This window comes from Synechocystis sp. PCC 6714 (assembly GCF_000478825.2).
Lineage (GTDB): Bacteria > Cyanobacteriota > Cyanobacteriia > Cyanobacteriales > Microcystaceae > Synechocystis.
The window spans coordinates 171,753-193,734 of sequence record NZ_CP007542.1; the positions used below are offsets into that span (position 1 = coordinate 171,753).

Annotated in this window: 27 protein-coding genes, 1 tRNA gene, 1 other RNA gene and 1 pseudogene; 14 read left to right on the forward strand and 16 right to left on the reverse strand. The window is 47.9% G+C overall.

Translation table 11 applies throughout. The features are described from left to right. Positions 1 to 77: 77 nt before the first annotated feature. Positions 78 to 335 (reverse strand): chlororespiratory reduction protein 7, encoded by a 258-nt coding sequence (locus tag D082_RS00790; RefSeq protein WP_028946832.1) that lies wholly within the window; start codon positions 333 to 335, stop codon positions 78 to 80. A gap of 218 nt (positions 336 to 553) precedes the next feature. Continuing rightward, positions 554 to 673, reverse strand: coding sequence for a photosystem II protein Y (locus D082_RS00795; protein ID WP_010872352.1), 120 nt, complete (start codon positions 671 to 673; stop codon positions 554 to 556). Between the two features lie 106 nt (positions 674 to 779). Between D082_RS00795 and D082_RS00800 the strand changes: the two genes are divergently transcribed. Further along, entirely contained in the window at positions 780 to 1,787 is a 1,008-nt protein-coding gene (locus D082_RS00800) for a methylenetetrahydrofolate reductase (RefSeq protein WP_369796127.1), read from the forward strand. A 17-nt stretch (positions 1,788 to 1,804) separates the two neighbouring features. Here D082_RS00800 and D082_RS00805 read toward each other — a convergent pair whose 3' ends face one another. After that, positions 1,805 to 2,227, reverse strand: a complete 423-nt coding sequence (locus D082_RS00805) for a hypothetical protein (protein ID WP_028946830.1) — start codon at positions 2,225 to 2,227, stop codon at positions 1,805 to 1,807. 125 nt (positions 2,228 to 2,352) lie between these two features. Continuing rightward, entirely contained in the window at positions 2,353 to 2,910 is a 558-nt protein-coding gene (gene cobU / locus D082_RS00810) for a bifunctional adenosylcobinamide kinase/adenosylcobinamide-phosphate guanylyltransferase (RefSeq protein ID WP_028946829.1), read from the reverse strand. A gap of 107 nt (positions 2,911 to 3,017) precedes the next feature. Between cobU and D082_RS00815 the strand changes: the two genes are divergently transcribed. Both D082_RS00815 and D082_RS18205 read left to right on the forward strand, forming a co-directional pair. Beyond that, positions 3,018 to 3,992, forward strand: coding sequence for an undecaprenyl-diphosphate phosphatase (locus D082_RS00815; protein ID WP_028946828.1), 975 nt, complete (start codon positions 3,018 to 3,020; stop codon positions 3,990 to 3,992). Positions 3,993 to 4,019: 27 nt separating this feature from the next. Then, positions 4,020 to 4,143, forward strand: a pseudogene (locus D082_RS18205) (IS701 family transposase); the annotation flags it as partial. Between the two features lie 195 nt (positions 4,144 to 4,338). Here the strand turns inward: D082_RS18205 and plsY are convergent. Beyond that, positions 4,339 to 5,007, reverse strand: coding sequence for a glycerol-3-phosphate 1-O-acyltransferase PlsY (plsY, locus tag D082_RS00820; protein ID WP_028946827.1), 669 nt, complete (start codon positions 5,005 to 5,007; stop codon positions 4,339 to 4,341). A gap of 174 nt (positions 5,008 to 5,181) precedes the next feature. Between plsY and D082_RS00825 the strand changes: the two genes are divergently transcribed. Beyond that, positions 5,182 to 6,993 (forward strand): Gldg family protein, encoded by a 1,812-nt coding sequence (locus D082_RS00825; RefSeq protein WP_028946826.1) that lies wholly within the window; start codon positions 5,182 to 5,184, stop codon positions 6,991 to 6,993. Positions 6,994 to 7,538: 545 nt separating this feature from the next. Here D082_RS00825 and D082_RS18790 read toward each other — a convergent pair. Together D082_RS18790 and D082_RS18795 are read right to left on the reverse strand one after the other, a co-directional pair. After that, the gene (locus tag D082_RS18790; RefSeq protein WP_202963094.1) at positions 7,539 to 7,787 is read right to left on the reverse strand and encodes a hypothetical protein; all 249 of its coding nucleotides are present in this window, start codon (positions 7,785 to 7,787) and stop codon (positions 7,539 to 7,541) included. After that, positions 7,788 to 7,991 carry a hypothetical protein gene (locus D082_RS18795; protein WP_202963095.1) on the reverse strand — a complete coding sequence of 68 codons (204 nt, stop codon included), beginning with the start codon at positions 7,989 to 7,991 and terminating at the stop codon, positions 7,788 to 7,790. It abuts the gene before it with no gap. 216 nt (positions 7,992 to 8,207) lie between these two features. Here D082_RS18795 and D082_RS00835 point away from each other — a divergent pair, with 216 nt between their 5' ends. After that, positions 8,208 to 8,663 (forward strand): hypothetical protein, encoded by a 456-nt coding sequence (locus D082_RS00835; RefSeq protein ID WP_028946825.1) that lies wholly within the window; start codon positions 8,208 to 8,210, stop codon positions 8,661 to 8,663. A 1,226-nt stretch (positions 8,664 to 9,889) separates the two neighbouring features. On the opposite strand, the gene D082_RS00840 is transcribed toward D082_RS00835, so the two are convergent. The 5 genes from D082_RS00840 to D082_RS00860 all read right to left on the reverse strand — a co-directional run bounded on the left by D082_RS00840 (position 9,890) and on the right by D082_RS00860 (position 13,878). Beyond that, the gene (locus D082_RS00840) at positions 9,890 to 11,116 is read right to left on the reverse strand and encodes a M23 family metallopeptidase (protein WP_238546777.1); all 1,227 of its coding nucleotides are present in this window, start codon (positions 11,114 to 11,116) and stop codon (positions 9,890 to 9,892) included. 145 nt (positions 11,117 to 11,261) lie between these two features. After that, positions 11,262 to 11,456 carry a heavy-metal-associated domain-containing protein gene (locus D082_RS00845; RefSeq protein ID WP_028946823.1) on the reverse strand — a complete coding sequence of 65 codons (195 nt, stop codon included), beginning with the start codon at positions 11,454 to 11,456 and terminating at the stop codon, positions 11,262 to 11,264. Positions 11,457 to 11,487: 31 nt separating this feature from the next. Further along, positions 11,488 to 12,489, reverse strand: coding sequence for a hopanoid-associated sugar epimerase (gene hpnA / locus D082_RS00850; RefSeq protein ID WP_028946822.1), 1,002 nt, complete (start codon positions 12,487 to 12,489; stop codon positions 11,488 to 11,490). Positions 12,490 to 12,566: 77 nt separating this feature from the next. After that, a complete protein-coding gene (locus tag D082_RS00855; RefSeq protein WP_028946821.1) occupies positions 12,567 to 13,430 on the reverse strand; it encodes an inositol monophosphatase family protein in 864 nt (287 codons plus the stop codon). Between the two features lie 79 nt (positions 13,431 to 13,509). Beyond that, the gene (locus D082_RS00860) at positions 13,510 to 13,878 is read right to left on the reverse strand and encodes a 2Fe-2S iron-sulfur cluster-binding protein (protein WP_028946820.1); all 369 of its coding nucleotides are present in this window, start codon (positions 13,876 to 13,878) and stop codon (positions 13,510 to 13,512) included. A 71-nt stretch (positions 13,879 to 13,949) separates the two neighbouring features. On the opposite strand from D082_RS00860, the gene D082_RS00865 reads away from it, so the two are divergent. The 3 genes from D082_RS00865 (at position 13,950) to D082_RS00870 (ending at position 15,117) form a co-directional block, all read left to right on the forward strand. After that, positions 13,950 to 14,036 (forward strand) — tRNA-Ser (locus D082_RS00865). A gap of 145 nt (positions 14,037 to 14,181) precedes the next feature. Further along, an RNA gene (gene ffs / locus D082_RS17510) (signal recognition particle sRNA small type) lies at positions 14,182 to 14,278 on the forward strand. Between the two features lie 29 nt (positions 14,279 to 14,307). Continuing rightward, the gene (locus D082_RS00870) at positions 14,308 to 15,117 is read left to right on the forward strand and encodes a C40 family peptidase (RefSeq protein ID WP_028946819.1); all 810 of its coding nucleotides are present in this window, start codon (positions 14,308 to 14,310) and stop codon (positions 15,115 to 15,117) included. A 1-nt stretch (position 15,118) separates the two neighbouring features. Here the strand turns inward: D082_RS00870 and D082_RS00875 are convergent, their stop codons facing one another. The 3 genes from D082_RS00875 to D082_RS18855 all read right to left on the reverse strand — a co-directional run bounded on the left by D082_RS00875 (position 15,119) and on the right by D082_RS18855 (position 16,543). Further along, on the reverse strand, positions 15,119 to 15,532 hold the full coding sequence (locus D082_RS00875) for a hypothetical protein (protein WP_028946818.1): 414 nt from the start codon (positions 15,530 to 15,532) through the stop codon (positions 15,119 to 15,121). A gap of 91 nt (positions 15,533 to 15,623) precedes the next feature. Further along, complete coding sequence (locus D082_RS00880) at positions 15,624 to 16,268, reverse strand: GUN4 domain-containing protein (protein ID WP_028946817.1); 645 nt, start codon at positions 16,266 to 16,268, stop codon at positions 15,624 to 15,626. Positions 16,269 to 16,402: 134 nt separating this feature from the next. After that, positions 16,403 to 16,543, reverse strand: a complete 141-nt coding sequence (locus D082_RS18855) for a hypothetical protein (protein WP_238546908.1) — start codon at positions 16,541 to 16,543, stop codon at positions 16,403 to 16,405. Here D082_RS18855 and D082_RS00885 point away from each other — a divergent pair. Continuing rightward, on the forward strand, positions 16,476 to 17,468 hold the full coding sequence (locus D082_RS00885) for an aspartate carbamoyltransferase catalytic subunit (RefSeq protein ID WP_028946816.1): 993 nt from the start codon (positions 16,476 to 16,478) through the stop codon (positions 17,466 to 17,468). The two genes, D082_RS18855 and D082_RS00885, sit on opposite strands and share 68 nt — an antisense overlap. Here D082_RS00885 and ylqF read toward each other — a convergent pair. Next, a complete protein-coding gene (ylqF, locus tag D082_RS00890) occupies positions 17,465 to 18,304 on the reverse strand; it encodes a ribosome biogenesis GTPase YlqF (RefSeq protein ID WP_028946815.1) in 840 nt (279 codons plus the stop codon). The genes D082_RS00885 and ylqF overlap by 4 nt on opposite strands. Positions 18,305 to 18,723: 419 nt before the next feature. Here ylqF and D082_RS00895 point away from each other — a divergent pair, with 419 nt between their 5' ends. From D082_RS00895 to D082_RS00910, 5 genes are all read left to right on the forward strand, one after another. Further along, positions 18,724 to 19,752, forward strand: a complete 1,029-nt coding sequence (locus D082_RS00895) for a chlorophyll a/b binding light-harvesting protein (protein WP_028946814.1) — start codon at positions 18,724 to 18,726, stop codon at positions 19,750 to 19,752. A gap of 167 nt (positions 19,753 to 19,919) precedes the next feature. Beyond that, the gene (locus D082_RS18215) at positions 19,920 to 20,099 is read left to right on the forward strand and encodes a hypothetical protein (protein WP_144428705.1); all 180 of its coding nucleotides are present in this window, start codon (positions 19,920 to 19,922) and stop codon (positions 20,097 to 20,099) included. Between the two features lie 55 nt (positions 20,100 to 20,154). Further along, positions 20,155 to 20,667: a flavodoxin FldA gene (gene fldA, locus D082_RS00900; RefSeq protein ID WP_028946813.1), complete on the forward strand. Its 513-nt coding sequence runs from the start codon at positions 20,155 to 20,157 to the stop codon at positions 20,665 to 20,667. Between the two features lie 231 nt (positions 20,668 to 20,898). Next, entirely contained in the window at positions 20,899 to 21,654 is a 756-nt protein-coding gene (locus D082_RS00905) for an alpha/beta fold hydrolase (RefSeq protein ID WP_028946812.1), read from the forward strand. Positions 21,655 to 21,720: 66 nt separating this feature from the next. Continuing rightward, a complete protein-coding gene (locus D082_RS00910) occupies positions 21,721 to 21,972 on the forward strand; it encodes a DUF2555 domain-containing protein (protein ID WP_193386672.1) in 252 nt (83 codons plus the stop codon). Positions 21,973 to 21,982: the final 10 nt, after the last annotated feature.

Below are 21,982 nucleotides of genomic sequence, written 5' to 3' on the forward strand. Positions count from 1 at the left end.
TCAAAATCTTAGCACAAAAGGGTTAAAGCCTTTAATAGTGGGGAATGGGAACTGATTTGAAGTAGGGATCGATCAAGCTATTTTTCTAGGCGCACAGCATACCATTGCCAAGTACTGCCGTCCCCCCGGTCGAGATCGCAGTAGTTATCCCGTAAATGTTCCGCTTTTGCCGCCAATGTGGGGAGTTTAGCCAGGGCTTTCGGCAGAGGCAGATCGTAATCAGTCAAAATTTCCATTAATCTAGCGGTCATCTCCTCTGGGGTTAAAAACGTTTCCGCCCCCCGATCGCCCAGGAGCACAAACATTTCTTCTTGGTACATGATGGGATCGACCATGGCGATTGTTGAAGAGCTTTATTCAGAGAGATTGTTGGAATCGGTGCCAAGTCTGTTAAGACTATCTCCTTTGATCACCTTTGATTACTAACGGAGGAAGAACTGGATAAGATAACTTAACTAAAAAACAAAAGATCAACCCTCCCTGTAGAGTGTCAGGAAGGGCCGTTGCACAATACTTTATCGTTTCATCGGCGATCGCCAGGGGGAGTTATGGCCTAGGCTTCCCGACCTAAAACATCCTGTAACTGCCGGATTGCAGCGGCACCAATATTGATGGCGGCCCAGGTTGCGGCGATCAGAAGGGGGCTAACAACTACAATTACACGCCAATCCATTGCTCTACCTCGTTTTGTTAAAAGAATATAAATTTTTTGAACACCTTTAATCTTATATCCTAATCCTGACCCCTTGGGAATGGAAACCGGGCCACAGGTCTAGGCAATGGCTGAGCCGGCAAACAGGAAAAACTCTGTTAAGATCTCCTGTCAGAGCGGCAATCCCTGCTTGGAGTTGGAACCAAACTTGTCACCATTGGATGCAATGACCATTAGCCAGTTTCGTCGGGCGGCTGAGGCAAAGAAATTTTTGATCACGGCTGAAGTTACTCCCCCCAAAGGCGGCAATCCAGAGCGGATGTTGGCGGTGGCGGCCAAACTGCGGGGCCGGGTCCACGGGGTAAATGTCACCGATGGCAGTCGAGCGGTGTTGCGGATGTCTTCCATTGCAGCCTGTGTGTTGTTGCAACAGCAAGGCATTGAAGCTATTTGTCAGATGACCTGCCGCGATCGCAATTTGATTGGGCTCCAGGGGGATTTAATGGGGGCCTATGCCCTGGGTTTACGTAATGTTCTAGCCCTAACTGGCGATCCCCTCAAAGCAGGGGACCACCCCAAAGCCAGACCTGTATATGATTTGGAGTCTGTAAGGCTTTTAAGTTTGATCCGCTCCCTCAACCAAGGGCTAGATTTTAACCAAGCTCCTTTGCTGGACGGACGCTTAGATTTATTTCCTGGGGCGGCGGTGGACCCCCAGCTAAAAAGTTGGTCTGGTTTACAAAGTCGCTTTGAAAGGAAATTAACGGCGGGGGCCCAGTTTTTCCAGAGTCAATTAATTACGGATTTTGAGCGCCTGGATAAATTTATGAGCCAGGTGGCGGCGGGGTGTGGCAAACCAATTTTGGCCGGCATCTTTCTCTTCAAATCGGCTAAAAATGCTGCTTTTATCAGACGGGTGGTGCCTGGGGTCAATATTCCCGATGCTTTAATCGATCGCCTAGCCCAGGCCGAAGATCCCCTCATGGAAGGGGTGGCGATCGCCGCAGAACAGGTGAAACTAGCCAAAGAGCTATGCCAGGGTGTGCATTTAATGGCCATTAAAAAAGAAGAATTAATTCCCGAAATACTAGACCGGGCCGGTATCAAGCCCTTCGGAGAGTCCGGCAATGGGTAAGTTCAGTTAGTCGAAAGTCAGTCCAGTTCTTCTTGTAATATCAATCTTTCTTGGATTTTCCTCAGCGTACAGGCCCCATTAACTGGTAGACGAGGCAAGGGCAATTCCAAATTAGGCCAGGATTCCAATTCGACACAAGGACAAAGACAACTTGGGATTTGATGGCGAGGCAGGGGGACGGGCAAAGCGCAGCGGGCGCAGCCGACAATTTCCCAGGCGTTAGTCAAGAGGTTTTGTAAAGTTTCTTCTGTGCCTTCCAAATAACAATCATCCCGGCTGGTGAGAATGCGTTGCCAACAATCCTCAAACGCAGAGGAAAAAACCTGACCAGCAAAAATGGGATTAGGCAAGACTATTTCATTACTTTTGGGAAAAACAATGCCCCGGCCAAGCTGAAACCAATGACCTAAATAGTTTTTAACTTCGGTGGCATCTGCCATTTTCAAATTATGCTTCTGAAAAATCCAGAAGTTCTCCCTGCTGTCGGCTGGCCTCCATGTTAACGATTTCTGAGTGGGAAACGGTATTTGTTTACAGGAACTTAACGATCGCCTCGGTTGAGATATCATTGACTTGATGGGGGCAAAGGTTCTCCCCACCGGCGTAAATCCAGCGCGTAGCCCCCGGTAACCAAATAAACCTGACCACACAATCCCCCCAATTGCCTAGTCAAAGCCCCTAGACGATCTCGAAAAATACGTCCTAGGGCATAGGCCGGAATCACTCCCCAGCCCGTTTCTTCGGCAACAAAAATAATTAATCCCGGCCCCGGTTGCAGTTCTTGAACAAAGTTAATCAATGTCCGTTGCTGGGTCTGCCATTGCTCTGGGGATAATTCCAGGGTATTGGCCACCCAACCCCCCAGGGAGTCTACTAAAGCACAGGTTGCTGACGGCAAAGTTGTTAGGGTGTCAGTTAAATTCTGATCTACACATACCGTTTTCCAGTGGGACGGACGGCGGTTTCGGTGTTGTTGAATGCGGTTTTGCCAATCTGCATCAGCGGCATTTTCCTTGCCAGTGGCAATGTAGATGACTGGTTGATGGCTTTTGCTGGCAAGATGTTCAGCCCATTCGCTTTTACCTGAACGGCTTGGGCCAGTGACGAGAATGGGAAGGGGCATGGAAAGACAGGGCAAAACAGAGGAGGGATTCTAGGGCATAGCTGCCCAAAAAACGGCCCTGCCACTATAGGCTAGGATCTTTGAGTCCAGATTATCACCCACAGTGAATGTATCCCCGCCGATTAAATTTTCTCAGTGCCTTCAGTCTCAGTGTGGCGATCGCCGTTGTCTATCATCAACTCTTGGGGGTTGGAGTGGCCCAACCCATTCTTCCCGGCGAGGCAGTGGAAACAGGGGTAATATCTACCGGCATATCCATTAATCTTTTCCAAGCCTTTGTGTTGGGCTTTGTTCAGGGGGCAACGGAATTTCTGCCCATTAGTAGTACAGCTCATTTGAAAGCGGTGCCCATGGCTTTGGGCTGGGGAGATCCAGGGGTGGCGTTCACCGCCGTTATCCAATTAGGAAGCATTGGAGCAGTGTTTTGGTACTTTTGGGAGGATTTAACCGGCATTGCTAAGGGGATTATCAAAGCTCTACAAACTCGTCAATACGATTCCCTCGAATTTAAATTAGGTCTAGGCATTGGTTTGGGGACCATTCCCATTGTTTTCTTTGGACTATTAATGAAACTCTTGGTGCAGGACTTGGACAATTCCCTCTTCCGCAGTTTAAACACCATTGCGATCGCCTCTATTGTCATGGCTCTATTGTTGGCACTGGCGGAAAAATTAGGAACCCATCGCCGTCCCTTTGAAAAATTACGCTGGCAGGATGGGTTAATTATGGGCACTGCCCAAGCCCTAGCCCTCATTCCCGGAGTATCCCGCTCCGGATCCACCTTAACTGCTGGCTTATTTATCAATCTAGAGCGGGCCGCCGCTGCCCGTTTTTCTTTTTTGCTGGGCATCCCAGCCATTACCATCGCTGGTCTAGTGGAATTAAAGGGTTTACTGGACAAAAATCTCAGTAACGATGCTATTCTTCCCCTCATTGTTGGCACCATTTCCTCTGCTGTTTTTTCCTACCTGGCGATCGCCTGGCTGATTAAATTTTTGCAAAAACGCAGCACTTGGATTTTTGTTTGGTATCGCCTCATCTTTGGAGCGGTAATCTTAATTGCTTTATCGATGGGGCTGTGAACATATAACCTAAGCTCTTTCATAGAATATCAAAAACTAGGCAACTTATATGGAACAAGAAACTCGATAGAGTATGGATTAAAGCAAATCAAGAATAAATTTAGGATGGGCAGATTTTAGAATGATGGATTACTCGCGAATAAAGAAATATTGTCGTTTCTAGTAAGACTGAGGCAGTCAGCATTTCTTTATCGAGCAGATTGTTAACGGGTGCTTAAGTTGCTCCAAAGTCTTCTCGGAAATGAATGGGATAGGGGGGAAGACTGAATTAGTTCTAGGCATATATGGCTCATAGAAATAATTTTGTGCTAAATAATTATCCAGATTGTTGATCCCGGAATAATACCTAAGCAACTCCTTTTCTTTCCGGTAAAGAAGACACCTTTTCCCCCAGTTTTGGTTCTGTGCCCTGTAATATTCTTTCGATATTGCTCCGATGGCGGACAATCACATATATTCCTGCTAGTAGGGTAAAGGAAAGGTAGGGTAAGGGGAGTTGGAGGGCTAACGCAATACCATTAACGGCGATCGCCGCCACAATGGAACTAAGGGAAACGATGCGGGTAAAGGAAATTACTGCCAAAAAAGTTGCTAGGGTACCCAGGGCCAACCAAATATTGAGCATGAATAGTACTCCCAAGCTAGTGGCAACGGATTTCCCCCCGGAGAAGTTGAGAAAAATAGATTTACTGTGCCCCAGCACCACCGCCACTGCAACCCCCACGGTTAACCAACTTTGCCAGCCCAGTGGTAGGGCCGGTAGCCAACCATTGGCGTAAATGCTCTGTACCAAGGCTACCGCCATTGCTCCCTTGGCGATGTCAATGGCCAACACGGCGATCGCCGCTGGTTTTCCCAAAGTACGAAACACATTGGTGGCCCCGGTGGACTTGGAACCATGGTCTCGGATATCAATACCCAACAATAACTTGCCAGCCAGATAGCCTGTGGGAAGGGAGCCCATTAAGTAGGTGACGAGCAATAAGGAAAGACAAAGCAAAGGGGCGGTGGTCATGGCAGTGGAGCAACAATGGTCAGCATTGGCGGAGCTAACACCAATTATTTGCTGATCTGTGCCCAATGTCACCCAGTTAAAACATTTTGGTTGAACTAACAAGGGCCAAGAGAGCATTGGTGGACAACCCCTTTCGGTAAGATACGATACGGAGGATTCACCATCAGACAACCTATGGCTAGGCTTACTGCTCTATTTCGGACTTACGGGAAATACGCCTTTTTACTGGCGATCGCCTTTGGGGTAGCCGGGGCCATTGCCCTGGGGGTGACTGGGGTTATGAGTAAGCTTTACCTAAGTTTATTGGGGTTGGCCGTTATTTTTCTGCTCCTTTGGGGGGGCTGGCTCTGGCAAAGATCCCCAGGTTTTTTCGGCCGACGATCGACCCAATCCGGTGCCAATGTCATTGCTTCTACCCTGGCAGTGTTGGTGATTTTAACCCTAATTAATTACATCGCCTTTCGTTATCCGGTGTCGTGGGATTTAACGGAAAATCAACGGTTCACCCTAGCGCCCCAAAGCCAAAGTTTAGTCAGTGCCCTGGAGGAACCCCTCAAAGTTTGGATTTTTGATGACGCCCCCAGCGACCAGGACCGTAAATTATTGCAAAATTACCAGCGTTTCAGCGATCAATTCAGCTTTGAATTTGTCCATCCCGATCGCCGTCCCCAATTAGTACAAAAGTTTAATGTGCAAAATAAAGGGGATGTCTTCATTGAATATGGGGATAAAAATCAATTAGTACAGAATTTGCTTAGTTTCCAGCAACGGCAAGCCCTATCGGAAATTCAACTAACCAACGCCATTGCCAATGTCCAGCGCCAGGAAACCCCCCACATTTATCTGGTGCAGGGCCATGGGGAGTTATCCCTCAACAATGAACCGGGGGGCATCTCGGAAGGGGCAGCGGCCCTGGAAAATCTTGGCTTTGTAGTGCAACCCCTCAATTTAGTCACCGATGGAGGGATACCCACAGACGCTGATGCAGTGATTATCGCCGGCCCTACCCGTAAGTTTTTACCCCCAGAGGTGGAAACACTACAGCAATATACTGATCAAGGGGGGAACTTGCTGGTGATGATGGCTCCAGATGCAGATGCGGGTTTGGAAGATGTACTGGAGCCCTGGGGCGTGAGCTTTGACCCTCGTTTGGTAATTGATCTGTCCGGGGCGGGTAGTGTGTTTGGACTTGACCCCACCGTGCCCATTTTTAATCGTTACGGGAACCATCCCATCACGGAAAAACTCCAAGGGGCGATCGCCATTTTTCCCTTGGTGCAACCCGTAGCCACAACTGAAAAACCCCAGATTGAAGCCACAACCCTAGTGGAAGCATCAGATTTGATGTATGCCACCCAATTGATCAGTGAAGATCTCCAACCCAACCCAGAAACGGATTTGTTAGGGCCTTTCGATGTGGCGGTGGCCCTGACTAGGCAAGGAAAAGAAGCTGATTCAGTCAATGGAACAGAGACGCAAAATGAGAGTGATTCCAGTTCCGATAACCCCAGCGAAGAAATTATTCCCTCCCCTAGTCCAGCAATTTCTCCCACTCTTTCCCCTAGCCATAGTACCAATCAACCAAAGATAACGGATCAGGAAGGGGCTAATCCCAATGAAGGGAAAGAAGAATCCCCCACCGATGATGCAGCGGAAAATGGGAACAATGAAAATGACCAAGCTAAAACTGAGTCAAAGAGTTACACCCCGGAACTTCCCCCAGCCAAAATGGTAGTGGTGGGCACTACGGCTTTCGCTACCAATGCTTGGTTTAACGAAGCGGTTAATGGTGATATTTTCCTTAATAGTGTGCAATGGCTTGCGGAAAATGTGGACCAACCCCTAAGCCTAAGGGCTAAGGACCCCACAGATCGTCGTATTAACTTGGGAGTACGTCGGGCCATGGTTTTAGGCTGGCTGACCTGGGTAATTGTTCCCCTGATTGGCATCGGGCTGGCGGTGTTTACTTGGTGGCGACAAAGATAACCATGTTGTGCTCCGCTATGTTTTATAGCCAATCAAAGTAAGATTGAGACGACTAAAATCTTTACCAAAGACGCTTTTAGCTCTGGTCAGTGTCTTACTTTCAATTAAATCAACTATAACCTCCTTTTCTCACCCTTGGCCAACACAATTAACATGGAGATCATCATAATTTCGCTGTTGAGAAATTTATGGTTTTTCAGCCGTTTGCCAATGCTGGAAACTATTTTCATCAAGGATTTTGATTTGCCCTATCAACCGTTCATCTAGAGCTTTAATTTCCCCTTTTATTTCTGCCTAGGAAACCTTAAGTTCGTTGAGTTTTTTTAAATGCTAACTAAAATGTCCTCTAGCTCAATTTTAACCATGGGGTTAGGCACAGAGGGAAACCATATTGCCTAGCTAGCATACCAGTCGTTTCGGTTTGATGATTATGAGCTAAATCACCGAATGGGTAAAGTCATATTCTGGCCAAAGAAATGCCCTAAATATCTTGGCAAAGCTGACAAGTTAATCATTCCTGGGAAATTATCAGTGGCAGAGTTGGATTAAATTCCGCCCAACTGCAAACCCACTCCAAAAATAACAAATAAAACTGATAGGGTTGTGATACCAATAATGTGAAGAGCTAAATCATTAAGCCTATCAGCTTCCAGCTTAGGAATTAGCCTTAGTCTAGCATCCAGAGCGAGAATAATTGTCAATGTTAATAAACCTAATTTGATTTCAATACCCCTGGCAATGGGATTATGATAATCAAGCCATTCTGACCAGTCCGGCAAAAATAACGATGCCAATCACAAACCAGAAATAATTTGTCCAGCCAATGCGATCAGACCAAGGGTCTCAAATCTTTCTTCAAATTGTTCAACAATGGCAATGTCCTTTTTCTTTAGGGCATCGGGCAGAAATCGGAGGGCAAGGATAAGATGCCCCCCAGTCCAAATTGTTGCTCCTAAAACATGAACGATTATCAGTAGCAATAACATTAGATGGGTCATAGACTTAAGTTTACCCGGCGATCGTCTAGAAACTCCCTATTGAAGGTGAATAGTTATAGTAGTTTCTAGTAAGGCTGAGGCAGTCAAATTCATCAAAAAGCTTGTCAATAAAGACTTAAGCAGTCTAGAAATTATTTGAAGTGACTATAACATAGGTAGAAGATGATTGTTAAAATCAGCCCTGGATAATGCTAAAAAATTACGGAGATTAGCTCAGTGGATAATTGGGTTCGAGTCAAAGGAGTTGTTAAGGCTGGCTATGGAGTGGCATCAGGTTGCTCCGGCAATCAGCGCTTTCCCAAAGGCACTCTGGCAATGCAAAAACCTTTTTTTGAGAAGTGTGGTTTAAATTTAGATGATTATTATTTAGGAACAATTAATTTAAGCATTGCTCCGCATCAATATAAAATAAGGCAAGCTAGATATACCTTTAGGCAAGTTAAGTGGTCAATTAAGGACCAAGCGGAAGATTTTTCTTTTTTTGATTGTCGCATTATTACTACTAATGCAACAATTATTAATGGATTAATTTATTATCCTCATCCTGAAACCAAACCTGAACATTATCAACCGCCGGATATCCTAGAGATTATGACAAATTTTATCCCCAATTTACACTACGATGATGAATTAATCCTTGAAGTTTGTTCCCACCAAATTGAAATTAGTTAAGTGTTTTAATTCACTGAATCTGTGTGCATAATTCGATAATATACAGAAGCAAACTTTAATGGTGTACTTTCTTCTTGGGAAAATGTCTCTAAGATGGCTTATTCATAAGTGAATTAGGCTTTGCCTTCAGAAAATTACCATCTCTAGGAAAGAAAAAGGCATGGTGATTATTAGTACAAAGCAATCAATCTTAGCCCTGAATACTAAAACCTCAACTTTGGCGATCGGGGTTAGCTTTGTCCGGCTACCCTATGCTTTTTTCCCAATGCATATCCCGAGCAACTCTACATTCAAGTGTGGGCTATTCATCAAGAAATTAACAAGCAAAACTTAGATAACGGCATCGGTTTTTCGTCTTTTAATGGGTTGTCCAGCTAGCAGGAGATCTACCTAGGCGAGGTATTTTCATCAGGCCATAGCCCATAACTATAGTCAGATAACCCCTACTGACAAGATTAGGAAAGAATTATAGTCATTTCAAATAATTTCTAGACTGCTTAAGTCTTTATTGACAAGCCTTTCGGTGAATTTGACTGCCTCAGTCTTACTAGAAACGACTATATCCCTCTTCCGTCGATCTCGGAAACAAATTTAAACTTGAATCGCTGAGGCTCTTACCAGGTATGTCTCTCAGGATTATTTGAAGAGAAAAAATAGGAGATGGAATTTTTATTGGGTACGATCCCTAAAACCTATGCTATCAAAGAGTTTTGGTGATTTGGTCTGAAATTTCCTGCTCAGACTGACGAAAGAGGGATATTTGGAGATGCCACAATCCAGGAAGATTGACCGTTAGTTAATGAAGAAGTTTCTAGCCAAATTATCCAAAGTAATCACAACTGGAAAGCAGATAATTTATGATGCTACCAATGCCCAAAAATCCTGGCATAATCAATTGTTTGAGTCGTTTTACCAATCTAAATATTATTGGTTAACAACTGCAAAAACCACTAGAAGTTTGCTATGGCATTGAGGGAGCTGTCTTAACCATTTCGCTCCTTGCCATAGGGCAAAAACTGAATTTTCTGTTGGTTTGTCCGACGATGCAGTACTGGAAAAGCTTTTTTCTTTAGCAGTATTGCAAAGAAAGTATTTTGTATAACTGAACTTGTTTGATGTTGGTCAAGCAATGATCCCAAAAGAGGTTGCTGTGCCCAAAGGACCCCCAGTTAAGAGAATCTGGGGGACTCATAAAAAGTTGTCGATTGATTCTGCTTGCTTAAGATTTAACTCTGGGGCTGGGAGTTAGCTTGGGATTGGGCATACTTTTGAGCTGCCATCAAATTAGCTAAGGCTGCTTCTAAATGGGGGCCGGCATCCACGGCAACCCAGCCATCATTGGTCAGGTGTCGCCATTCAAAGTGTAAGTGCGGGCCAGTGGAGAAACCGGTGCTACCAACTCGGCCGATTACCTCTCCCCTTACTACTTCCTGCCCAGCTTGCACAAAAGTTTCGGACAAGTGAGCATAACGGGATTCCTGGGTACCATCCAGGTGACGCAGGGTAACCATCAAGCCATAGCCCCCGGACCATTGGGCCGCTGCTACTATGCCGTCGTAGGCCGCTAGCACTGGAGTTCCCATGGGAGCGCCAATATCAGTGCCGTTGTGCATACGTCCCTGGCCGCTGATGGGATGAATACGCCAACCAAAGGCGGAGGTAATGGGATTAACACCGGCAACGGGGAAAATCATATCCGTGCCCTGCCCCGGTTGCCCTTGGGGAGAGTACAATCCTGTGGCTCGGCTATACTCCGGCAACGGAGCTAAAGCAATTTCAATCCCCCGATTGGCCATGGGATCAAGGCTGAAAACTTGATTGGCTCCCACCGGTTGCCCGATCGCCAGAGAACTGACTCTGGGCTGAATATTGAGGGGATTGAGGGGAGAAACGGGACTGGTGGGGGAAGTGTTGCGGGCATTGATCCTTTGCCGACGGGGAGCGATCGCCGTGGGGGGATTGACCGGGGTAGACTGCTGACGGGCCAAGGGGGCACGGTTAATAGTACTGCGATTGGCGGCGGGATAACGGGTATTGAGGGGAGCTTGTTGGCCAGAGCGAGGAACGAATTCCACCTCTGTCCGGGTGGGTAAATTGGGGGCTGCCGCTGTGCCCTGGGGAGCCGCATCGATGTAACTATTTTTTTGCAAACCCTGGCGTATTTGGGCTGGTTGGCTAGAAACCGGAGCAATGGCAGGGGCAGATAATTTAGGCGCTGCTGGCTTGGGGGCAGAGGGAGCAGGAGCCGCTTGAACCTGGACTGGGGCTGTGGCCTTCACGGGAGCGGGGGGAGCGGCCGGGGCGATGGGAGCAGGGGCAGATTGCTCAATTTCCAAATTGCCAGTGGTGCTACCGGGTAAAGACCAAACCAAACCACCGAGAATAATCAGCCCGCCCAAAGATAGATTGTAGAGATTGGCACCTTGACCAGGCTTACGTTTCAGGTCTTTCATCTTCGATTGGGACTGCATTGTTCAGAGCCTCACACACACATACGGGTTGCAAAATACTCCCTCGATTGTAGAGGGTCGGGTTAGAAATGCAAACCAAGCAATGGCCGGAAGTAAAAATCGTCACTGTCGGGTTACCCCAAAAAGCTTATTCAACTTCGTGGCCCGCCGAGGCGATCGCCGTCCGTAGTTGTTCTTCCCCCACAGCACTGGTGATGGTGACTTTTTTGCTGGCTACATCCACTTGGACCGTTGCTTGGGCATCCTCATTTTGCACAGCTTTGGTTACTGCTTCGGCACAGGCTTCACAGGCAATGGTGGGGACAGTCAATTCAATAGTCATAGGAGTTGGGGAAACTGAAAATAAAGTCAGACTAGCTAGCATAGCCATGATCTTGGAACCAATGCACCGCATCGGCCAAAGCTTTCTCAATGGGAGACTGGGGTAAATTCAATTCCCGTACTGCCCTACCAGCATCGTAATACATTTCTTGGGCCGACATTTTAACCCCATCCATGGGCACCGAAGGCGATCGCCCCAGGGGAGCAAGAACCCTTTCTTCCACCCAGGCAACGGCCAAGGGTAACCAAAGGGGGACAGTATTTTGGGGAGCAGGGAACCCTGTAATGGCGGATAGGTGAGCCAAAATACCCTGGAGGCTGATATTTTCGTGGCCCAAAATATAACGATCGCCTCTGGTCAAAGCAGTTTTCCCTTTTTTCCATGCCAGAAGATGCCCCGCCGCCACATCCCGCACATCGATTAAATTCAAGCCTGTGTTGACGTAGGCTGGCATTTTTCGCCTCAGAAAGCGCAAAATTATTTCCCCGGTAGGGGTTGGCTTCACATCCCAAGGACCAATGGGGGTGCTGGGATTGACAATGACAATATCCTGTCCCCGCTGGGCCGCCGTTAATGCCTCCTGTTCCGCCCAATACTTTGACTGTTTATAGGCTCCAATTAACTTTTCCACTGGACTTTGGTAAGTTTCATCCGCCCTTTGTCCATTCCCCTTGACCCCGATCGCCGCCACGGAACTGGTATAAACAGTGCGTTCAATGCCCGCCTTTTGGGCACAAGCCAGAATGTTTCTCGTGCCTAAAACGTTACTTTGATAGAGGGCTTCACGGTCCTTTTGCCAGAGGGAATAGTGGGCCGCCACATGGAACAGTCCCCGACATCCCTGCATTTGTCGGTGAAGTTCCCCATCATTTAAATCCCCCATGACCCAATCTATGGGCAAATTTTGCAAATTATCGGGGCGACTGGAAGGTCGGACTAGGGCTCGCACTTGATGCCCCTGTTCCAACAGGTGTCGGATTAAATTGGCGCCGACAAAGCCCGTTCCCCCGGTGACAAAAAAACAATCAGCCATGGTAAATGTATTCTGTGATTTGAATCAATCCAATTTCCCTCAGCATTGGGAACCAGAGGCCCATTGCAAACACCCCCTCAGATTGTTTCTGCCCTGGCGGCGGCGTACTGGTGAAACCACTGGGGAGTTTCCGCTAGAGCTTGACTGAGTTCCCGGTGAATTTTGCCATTGGTGGCAAGGATGCGGCCAGTGCTTAACTCCAGGGGAGAACCGTCATAGGCGGAAACTGTTCCCCCTGCTTCTTGGACAATCACAATGCCAGCGGCCATATCCCAGGGATTGATGCCCCGTTCCCAGTAGCCGTCCAAACGGCCACAGGCCACATCAATGAGATCGATCGCCGCCGAGCCACTGCGCCGTACCCCCTGGGTGAGATGGGTGAGATGGCAAAATTCAGGGTAGTTGTTATCCAAGGTTTTAACTCGGTCGTAGGCAAAGCCGGTGACCAATAAGCTCTTAGCCAGGACCGTGGTGGTTGAGACTCTAATCGGCTGACGATTTAATGTGGCTCCCAAACCGGTGGCGGCCCGAAATAATTCTTGGCGAAAGGGATTGTAAACTACCCCCACAGTGGGAATGCCTTGGATCAGTAAACCAATGGAAACACAGGATACGGGGTAACTATGGGCAAAGTTAGTGGTGCCATCGAGGGGGTCAATGGCCCAACAAAAAGGGTTATCAACCTGGCCCAACTGTCCCGACTCTTCGGCCAAAATGGCATGGTCTGGGCAACGGCGTTTAATGATTTCCAAAATAATCGCTTCCGCTTGTCGATCAGCTTCTGTGACCAAATCTCCGGCCCGGCCTTTTTCCTGTACCTGTTGCACCTTGCCCCAGAGGGATAAAATTTCTGCCCCCGCCGCCAGCGCTGCCTCCGTTGCAATTTCTAACCAAGTTTGCAGATCCGATGGAGAAAAAACGGGGTTTGGGGCAGAAGTCATCACAAAAAGTTGCTAAATTTCTCAAAACTCTCAAAACATTGAAGGGTCAAAACTGAGCCAATGGGGTTCCCATCCAACCCTAGTCGTCATCTAGGGGCAAACCTAGGCGTACTCGCCCACCGTCAAAGTAGCGGCCAAACTGCAACTCATAAACCTCGTCCTCGTCCTGGGTTTCCACTTCCAAATCCGATTGGGCATAGCTGACACAAAGGAGGGCGTAACCTTGCCGTTGCAACTCCGGTGATAGCCCCATGGCTTCCGGTTGGTGAATTTGTCCAGAAATAACCCGCACCGCACAGGCCGTACAGGCCCCATTGCGACAGGAAAAAGGTAATTCGTACCCCTGGTCTTCCGCCTGGTGGAGAATGTAACGGTCGTCGGAGACAATTACGTTGTAGTCTTTTCTATTTTGGCGATCGTGGATTAGAACTCGGTGGGAACGGGACATTATGGGCCGGTTTGAATCGAAATTAGGTTTGTGTCTTCCGCTATTGTATAATCATTTCTTGTGACCAAATTGGAGAGGTGGCCGAGCGGTTGAAGGCGCAGCACTGGAAATGCTGTTTGGGGGTAACTTCAACGAGGGTTCGAATCCCTCCCTCTCCGTTACAGGTGATCAAGGCCAGATAGGGAAATGGGGTTAACGCACCGCTACCTTGTCTGGTTTTGTCGTTCCAGGGCTGGGGGAATCAAGCCAAGGCGGAGGTAGTCCCCGGATCAACTGCGGTGAAAAGTATGATAGTTTAGAAGTGGCTCGGACTCATGCGATTACAACGCCCAAATCTTGTCAGGACCGGAAGGTAGCAGCAATAAGGGATGCTTGTGGTAGGCGTGAACTCCGGGCTTCCGGCTTTTCTGGGGGAAAATAGGCGAGTATATGGCGAGTGGAAATAAGTTTAAATTGACATTGCCGGTATCCCCCACAGGACAATTCATTTGCCAACGGGATTTAAACCTTTACGACAGCCCCGATCGCCAAGAATTGGCCACTCAGGCCGCCCAGGGGCGTTACCTAAAATTAACCAGCAACATCGAAGCATCGGTAATTCTGGTGGAACAATCCGAAGATGGTTACCAAGGTTGGTTGGCGTGGGAGGATTTAGGCAGTTTATGCCCGGCCACTGTTCCCTATCAGGCAATAGATGTTACCAGGGAAGAAATTGAACAACGTATTCCCCAGGTAATTGAATATTTATTCAAAGCAAAAGCAACGGAAAATTATTATCTTTGGGGCGGCAACATTGGCCCCAATTATGATTGCTCTGGTTTAATGCAGGCCGCCTTTGCCAGTCAGGGTATTTGGTTACCGAGGGATTCGTACCAACAGGCCGCCTTTTGCCAGGAAATGTTTGATGCGCGGCCCCAACGGCGATCGGGAAAATTAAGCCCAGCAATGGTAGGGGAAGTCATCCAGGAATTTTTACCGGGGGATTTAATCTTTTTTGGTAATCAACGGGTGGATCACGTGGGGCTATATCTAGGGGAAGGAAAATATATCCACAGTTCCGGTAAAACCCATGGGCGCCATGGCATTGGCATTGATTCCCTGACGGATTTAACTGACCCCATTAGCCATAAATATTTTCAAAAATGGTGGTTCTGTGGACGGGTTATGAAAAGTTTCAATCCCGTTGAAGATTCGTTGGCTAACACGGATATTGCAGTTGATACCAAATCACTAAAATAGCTCACCCCGCAGGCTGTTCTGGATTTTTGATTCTCTGTTCCAGTTCATCGATGGTTTTCAGTAGCAACCTTTTAGCCTGTAATTTCCAGCCCCACTGTTGAATTTTGACCGCCACAGGTAAGGCGATCGCCGGGGCAAGAAAATCCAACGGCTGTTGCAAGGAAATACCGAATAGTAAACCTAAACCGGCAATCCCCCAAAAAGGCAGAGCCGCCGTTTGCCGATTGTCTTCCACTAAACGGGGTAAAAAGCCTTGGGGCATAATGGCCAACAATTCAGCTTTTAACTCCTGTTGTTGTTTGTAGTTGAGAGACAGAGCCATTTTACGGCGAATTTTCTCAATTTTGCGGGCTTCACTGCTATATTCCGTCAGTTCATCCTCCGCCATCCGTACATAGGTTTTAAGATTGGCCATGGGCTTAGTTACTACCTTTTTTCGTCAGTTGCTCAGAATTTGTCGATGGGGAAGTTGTTCTAACTTTATCCCGATATTTCCTAAATATTCCCTAGGAGCCAAAGGGGGTAAATTTCACTGGAGCAGTGGGTACTTGCCCTGGTTGACAGGCTTGGAAGCGACCCATTAGAGCGGTGTATTCTAAACGACCGCCATTAATCTGGTACTCATCCCTGGGGCTGGGCAGATGACCCACCGGGGCGTTGATGGTGAAGTCCAAGTTTTTCTTGAAAATGACCCACTGGTTATCCTGGCGCCATCCAATGCGATCGCCAAATTGGTCGTAGGATTCTGGGGACATCAACCGTCCAGGACGATTTCCCGTGGCGATAAAAGCTTCAAACTGGGGGGTAAAGCCAAAGCGGTTGTTGGAATTTTTTAACCACAACTGGTCAATTTTTTTAAGATCGTCGCAGGGAATTTGCTCAATGGTGTCGGTGGTCAACCAGCCCTGTCGGCTCCGATTGGCGGCGGCCAACAAAAGGCGGCGGGTAATTTCATTAGCTTGATCAAATCGCTGGGCCACCAAAGCCGTTTCCAAAGGCTGAAAATCTAGTTCCACCTTGGGTATGGGTTTTGTACTATTTCCCTGGGGAGCCGGGTTAGCAAACTGGGCCCTAACCAGTGGGGCCGTTGTCACCAAGCTTCCTAATAGAACTGTCGCAGCAAGTTTCAGCAAATGGGTTGCAGTGGTCATATTCAAGGGCAGTCAGATTAGGTTAGAGCTAAAAAACACCGTCGGCGCATTTCAGGATACCACGGGGTTTTGTTGAAACACACGGGGAGCATTACCCTGAGCTACCCCCCAGTTTAGCGGGGAAAAGACTTGCATTAACCGGCGATCGCCGCCAAGATGGATCGCTGGGGAGCACCGCCTGCCCCATCCCCATTTAAGGCAATGACCATGGTGGCCAGTTGGACTCGAAACCACATCTTAGACCTGACCGATTGGCGGGGCGAAGAATTAGACATTGTGCTACAGACCGCCACCACTTTCCAGCAGATATTGAGTGGCCAGACTAAAAAAGTGCCCGCCCTCCAGGGCCAAGTGGTTACTAATCTCTTTTTTGAGCCATCCACCCGCACCCGCAGTAGCTTCGAGTTGGCCGCTAAGCGTCTCTCGGCCGATGTGATGAATTTTGCCCCCGGTAGTTCTTCCCTCACTAAGGGGGAAACTATTTTGGACACGGCCAAAACCTACCTCGCCATGGGCTCAGACATTTTTGTGATCCGTCATCAACAGGCGGGGGTGCCCCATTTTATTGCCTCCCAAATGGACCGGCTCCAAGCCGGGGTTAAGGTGCTTAATGCCGGGGACGGCCAACATGAACATCCCTCCCAGGGATTATTAGACCTATTTACCATCTGCTCCCAATTTGCGCCGGATAACCCATCTATCCAATGCCTCCAGGGAAAAAAGATTGCTGTGGTGGGGGATATTTTGCATTCCCGCGTAGCTCGTTCTAACCTTTGGAGCTTGACCACCGCTGGGGCTGACGTCCATTTGGCCGGGCCTCCCACTTTGTTGCCCAAGGAGTTTGAACAATTAGCCCTAGCTCCCGGGGCTGGTAAACTTCATTGCCATTGGCAGTTGGAACCGGCCCTGGCCGGGGCAGATATGGTTATGACCTTGCGCTTACAAAAGGAACGGATGACAGCCCATCTTTTACCCAGTTTGCGGGAATATCACCATTACTTTGGTATTACCCACGATCGCCTGAAGGTTTGTCAGCCGGGGGTGAAGGTGTTACACCCAGGGCCGGTGAACCGGGGGGTGGAAATTAGCTCCGAATTGATGGACGACCCGGAAATTAGTTTGATCCAAGACCAGGTAACCAGTGGTGTGGCCATCCGCATGGCCCTACTTTATCTACTGGGCACAGTTCAGGAAAATTAGACCTCCGGGGGGAGTTCCAACGGCAGAGGGCCCAGTAATCCTTTGCGGAAATCGTTCAGTAATTGCACCGCCGCCCTTTCCCGATCGCCATTATGGCGGGCTTCAGCCAGGGCAATTAAATACAAATCCCCATTCATGGTTGCCGGGGCGACTTGGTAACGTTGCTCTAATGCTGACCCCAGGGATAAATCAAGTAACAAATCCACCATGGCGATCGCCACCGCCTGATTTTCATAGGCCGCCTCACCAATATCCTCACAAATGGCAAGTTTGAGGGCATTGGCCTGATTTTCCAACTTGAGGGGAATCACCCCGGGGGAGTCGAGCAATTCCAAACTGTCGGAAATGCGAATCCACCGTAACTGCCTGGTTACCCCTGCTCGCCGGGCACTTTCCACCACCTTACGCCCCAACAATCGGTTGATCAATGCCGACTTACCCACATTGGGGAAACCCATTACCACCGCCCGCACTGGCCGAGGTTGCATACCCCGCCGTTGCCTCCTTTCATTAACTGCTTTCCCTGCTTGCTGGGCCGCTTTGCTAATGGCCTTCACCCCGGTGCCCTGCTTAGCGTTGGCGTAATACACCGTTTGATTTTGCTGGCGGAACCAGGTTAACCACTGTTCCTGCAACTCCGGTGTGATCATATCCACCCGGTTGAGAATAATTAATTTGGGCTTTTCCCCCACCCAGAGGGGCACATCGGGATGCTGGGAAGCCAGGGGAATGCGGGCATCAATTACCTCCAGCACCACATCAACCTTATTTAACTGCTCCCGGAGTTGTCTTTCCGCTTTGGCAATGTGCCCTGGATACCACTGGATTAAGGCCATGAGTTGTTCACTTTTTTTACTGAGCAAGAGCTTCTTAGGACCAAGCTCCCACCCATAACAGCTTGCCACATCCCCGGTGGAAGTTACGCCGCCAAAGGCGATCGCCAGACCCCAAATCCCAGCCCAGAGCCATATTCAACCAGACTTAATATTTCTTAACACTTTTAGTTGCTATAAATTCTCATTTATGCCCCTATAATAATTCGGGAGTAAGTGCTAAAGATTCTCAACTATCTGACGATGGTTTGAGCTTAGCCCTAGGAAATTATTGGCGATCGCCAGTGTGAATGGAGGCAGAATTGTCTCGGGTGGACAGAGAACGCTTTATTGCCCACATCCATGGCGGTCTGCCAACCTAGGACTTTTGGCATTTATTGCTATTAATTATTAATTATCGTCTAAATTGAGGAGGTAATTCTGTGCAAACCTATGGCAAAGACACCGTTCAATATGAATGGTGGGCCGGCAATGCCCGTTTCGCTGATCAATCGGGGCTATTCATAGCAGCCCATGTGGCCCAGGCGGCCTTAACAGCATTTTGGGCCGGAGCCTTCACCCTGTTTGAAATTTCCCGCTTTGACCCCACCCAGGCCATGGGGGACCAGGGGTTAATCCTACTGCCCCATTTAGCTACCCTTGGTTGGGGCGTGGGCGATGGCGGACAAATTGTGGACACCTATCCCTACTTTGTCATCGGCAGTATCCACCTGATCGCCTCGGCCGTACTCGGGGCCGGAGCTTTATTTCATACCCTGCGGGCCCCCGCTGACCTAAGTACCCTCCAGGGCCAGGGCAAAAAATTCCATTTCACCTGGGAAAACCCCCAACAACTGGGGATAATTTTGGGTCATCATCTCCTGTTTCTGGGGGCCGGAGCTCTTCTGTTGGCGGGCAAAGCCATGTATTGGGGTGGCCTGTACGATGCCACCAGCCAAACTGTACGCCTAGTCAGCTCACCAACATTAGACCCTTTGGTTATCTATGGTTATCAAACCCATTTTGCCAGCATCAGTAGCCTGGAAGATCTGGTGGGGGGACATATTTTTGTTGGTTTTCTGCTCATTGGTGGAGGTATTTGGCACATTCTGGTGCCACCTCTCGGTTGGGCCAAAAAGGTTTTGCTCTTTTCTGGAGAAGCCATTTTATCCTACTCCCTGGGGGGCATTGCCCTAGCGGGATTTGTAGCGGCCTACTTCTGTGCCGTTAACACCCTGGCCTATCCGCCGGAATTTTATGGTCCGCCTTTGGCAATTAAATTGGGAATTTTTCCCTATTTTGCCGACACAGTGGAACTGCCCATGCATGCCCACACCAGCAGGGCTTGGTTAGCCAATGCTCACTTTTTCCTGGCCTTTTTCTTCCTCCAAGGTCATCTCTGGCACGCACTACGGGCTTTGGGTTTTGACTTCAAACGGGTCGAACAAGCGTTTGATTCCCTGCAAGCCTAGTTATTAGCCATTAGCTTTTCCTCTCTTAAGCAAGCATCGGGGTTTACTTTGCCTAGCCATGCCAGCTTTAAATTAAGACTCCATTGCTGGGTAATAGTAAACCTCTTTTATTCTTAATTCCCTTGCCTAAGTTAGTTAACGTATCTTTTCCCATTGCCTAAAAAATTATGGGTCATCCTCACACTTGTTTGTGCTGTTCCCACTGTCTTTTGCGGCATTTACATCAAGGAAATTTAGTTTGGTATTGCTGTCAGTGTCGCCAGATGCAGGCGATCGCCAACAATAGCACTAGCCCTCTTTCTTTCAACACCTCGGAACTGCTAAACCAAGCTCTACTTAACAGTTAACAGTTTCTCCGGATTATTTCCACAAACAATTAAGCTGACTAACTCTCCAGTAACCATGACAAAAATTGGACTTTTTTACGGTACTCAAACCGGCAACACTGAAACCATCGCTGAACTCATTCAAAAAGAAATGGGCGGTGACAGTGTAGTGGATATGATGGACATTTCCCAAGCTGATGTTGATGATTTTAAACAATATAATTGCCTCATTATTGGCTGTCCCACCTGGAATGTGGGGGAACTCCAGAGTGATTGGGAAGGCTTTTATGATCAACTAGATGAAATTGATTTTAATGGCAAAAAGGTAGCCTACTTCGGTGCGGGCGATCAGGTTGGTTATGCCGACAATTTTCAAGACGCCATGGGCATCTTAGAGAAAAAAATCAGTGGGTTAGGGGCAACTACAGTGGGATTTTGGCCTACCACTGGCTATGATTTTGATGATTCAAAAGCGATAAAAAATGGGCAATTTGTTGGCTTAGCCCTGGACGAAGACAATCAACCAGAGTTAACCGAAGGCCGGGTGAAGAAATGGGTTAGTGAAATTAAACCTATTTTGCAGTCCTAGAAACTTTAAAGTCAATTTATTATGGCCATCAATACCCCAATGTTTTACTGATTCCACCAATAATTAGTGTTGCTTGGACTTGTCTTAAAAATCTGATCGCTCGTCACAGCCATGTTGAGCTTGAGTCAATTTTAATCAACCAGTAAATAACCCTAAATCGACTAAGTTATTTTTTACTCCTCACCTCATCTAAATCATTGCCAACCTTTTATGTCTAGCCGGACTCCTACCATGACAAGCCAAAATATTCACCCCCAAAGCCCCATTATTTGGCTCAACTTTAGCCCTGCATTGAGGCGTTTTGATCGTCCTTTGTTACGTCAATTAAGCAAAAGTCAGGCTATTTTGCAATGGGATTATCATCAAACTTCTGACGAACCCAATTGTTTAACAGTGGGATTAGATTTAATCGGAGAATACCTAGAAAATTTTCACCAACCTGTCCATTTAATTGGTCATAGCACCAGTGGCTTGTTAGCTTTATTATACGCTCGACAATGTCCCGAAAAAGTCCGTTCTCTCTCCCTACTTTCTGTAGGAGTGTATCCTGCCCTCGACTGGCAAGCCCATTATTACAATCAGTTTGATGCCATGCGTTACAGCCGTCATTTGCTCCTTTGCCAAATGGCTCACCATTTATTTAATTGTCGTTCCCTACGCCAAACCCAAACCATTGTTAATATTTTGGAAAATGATCTATTGACTTCCATTTCTCCCCACAGTTTGTACAAACAATTAGTGATTTTACCTAATCATATTTCTGTCCCTCTCTTGGTGGCAGTAGGGGAAGCAGACGGCATCATCGACACCAGTTTGTTCAATGGTTGGCAACGGTGGAAAAAACCTGGCGATCGCCTTTGGCTATGTCCTGAAGGGAAATACTTTTTTCAGTTTGAGCATCCAGAAATAACGGCATTGCAACTGCAACAATTTTGGCGATCAATCCAGGGCCAAGAACTGCCGGCTTCCACCTCTTTGCTAGCCTAGATTGGAATGATTTACCCTGAGCTCCAATTATTCCCTTGGTTGCAACCAACGCAGAGAATATAAAATGTGAGGTGCCGACGGTTGTCAACTTCAGGAGTATTGTCTATGTCCGTCCAAAACCTGAGTAAACAAGATGTAGCTGCACTCACTGCCGAGGATGTGGCCCAATTGGCCCAACGGTTGGAAAATGATGATTACACCGACGCTTTTGAAGGGCTGAAGGATTGGCATCTCCTGCGGGCGATCGCCTTCCAGCGGGAAGACTTGGCTGAACCGTATCTTTACCTGCTGGACAATGAAACCTATGACGAAGCTTAGGGTTAGGAAC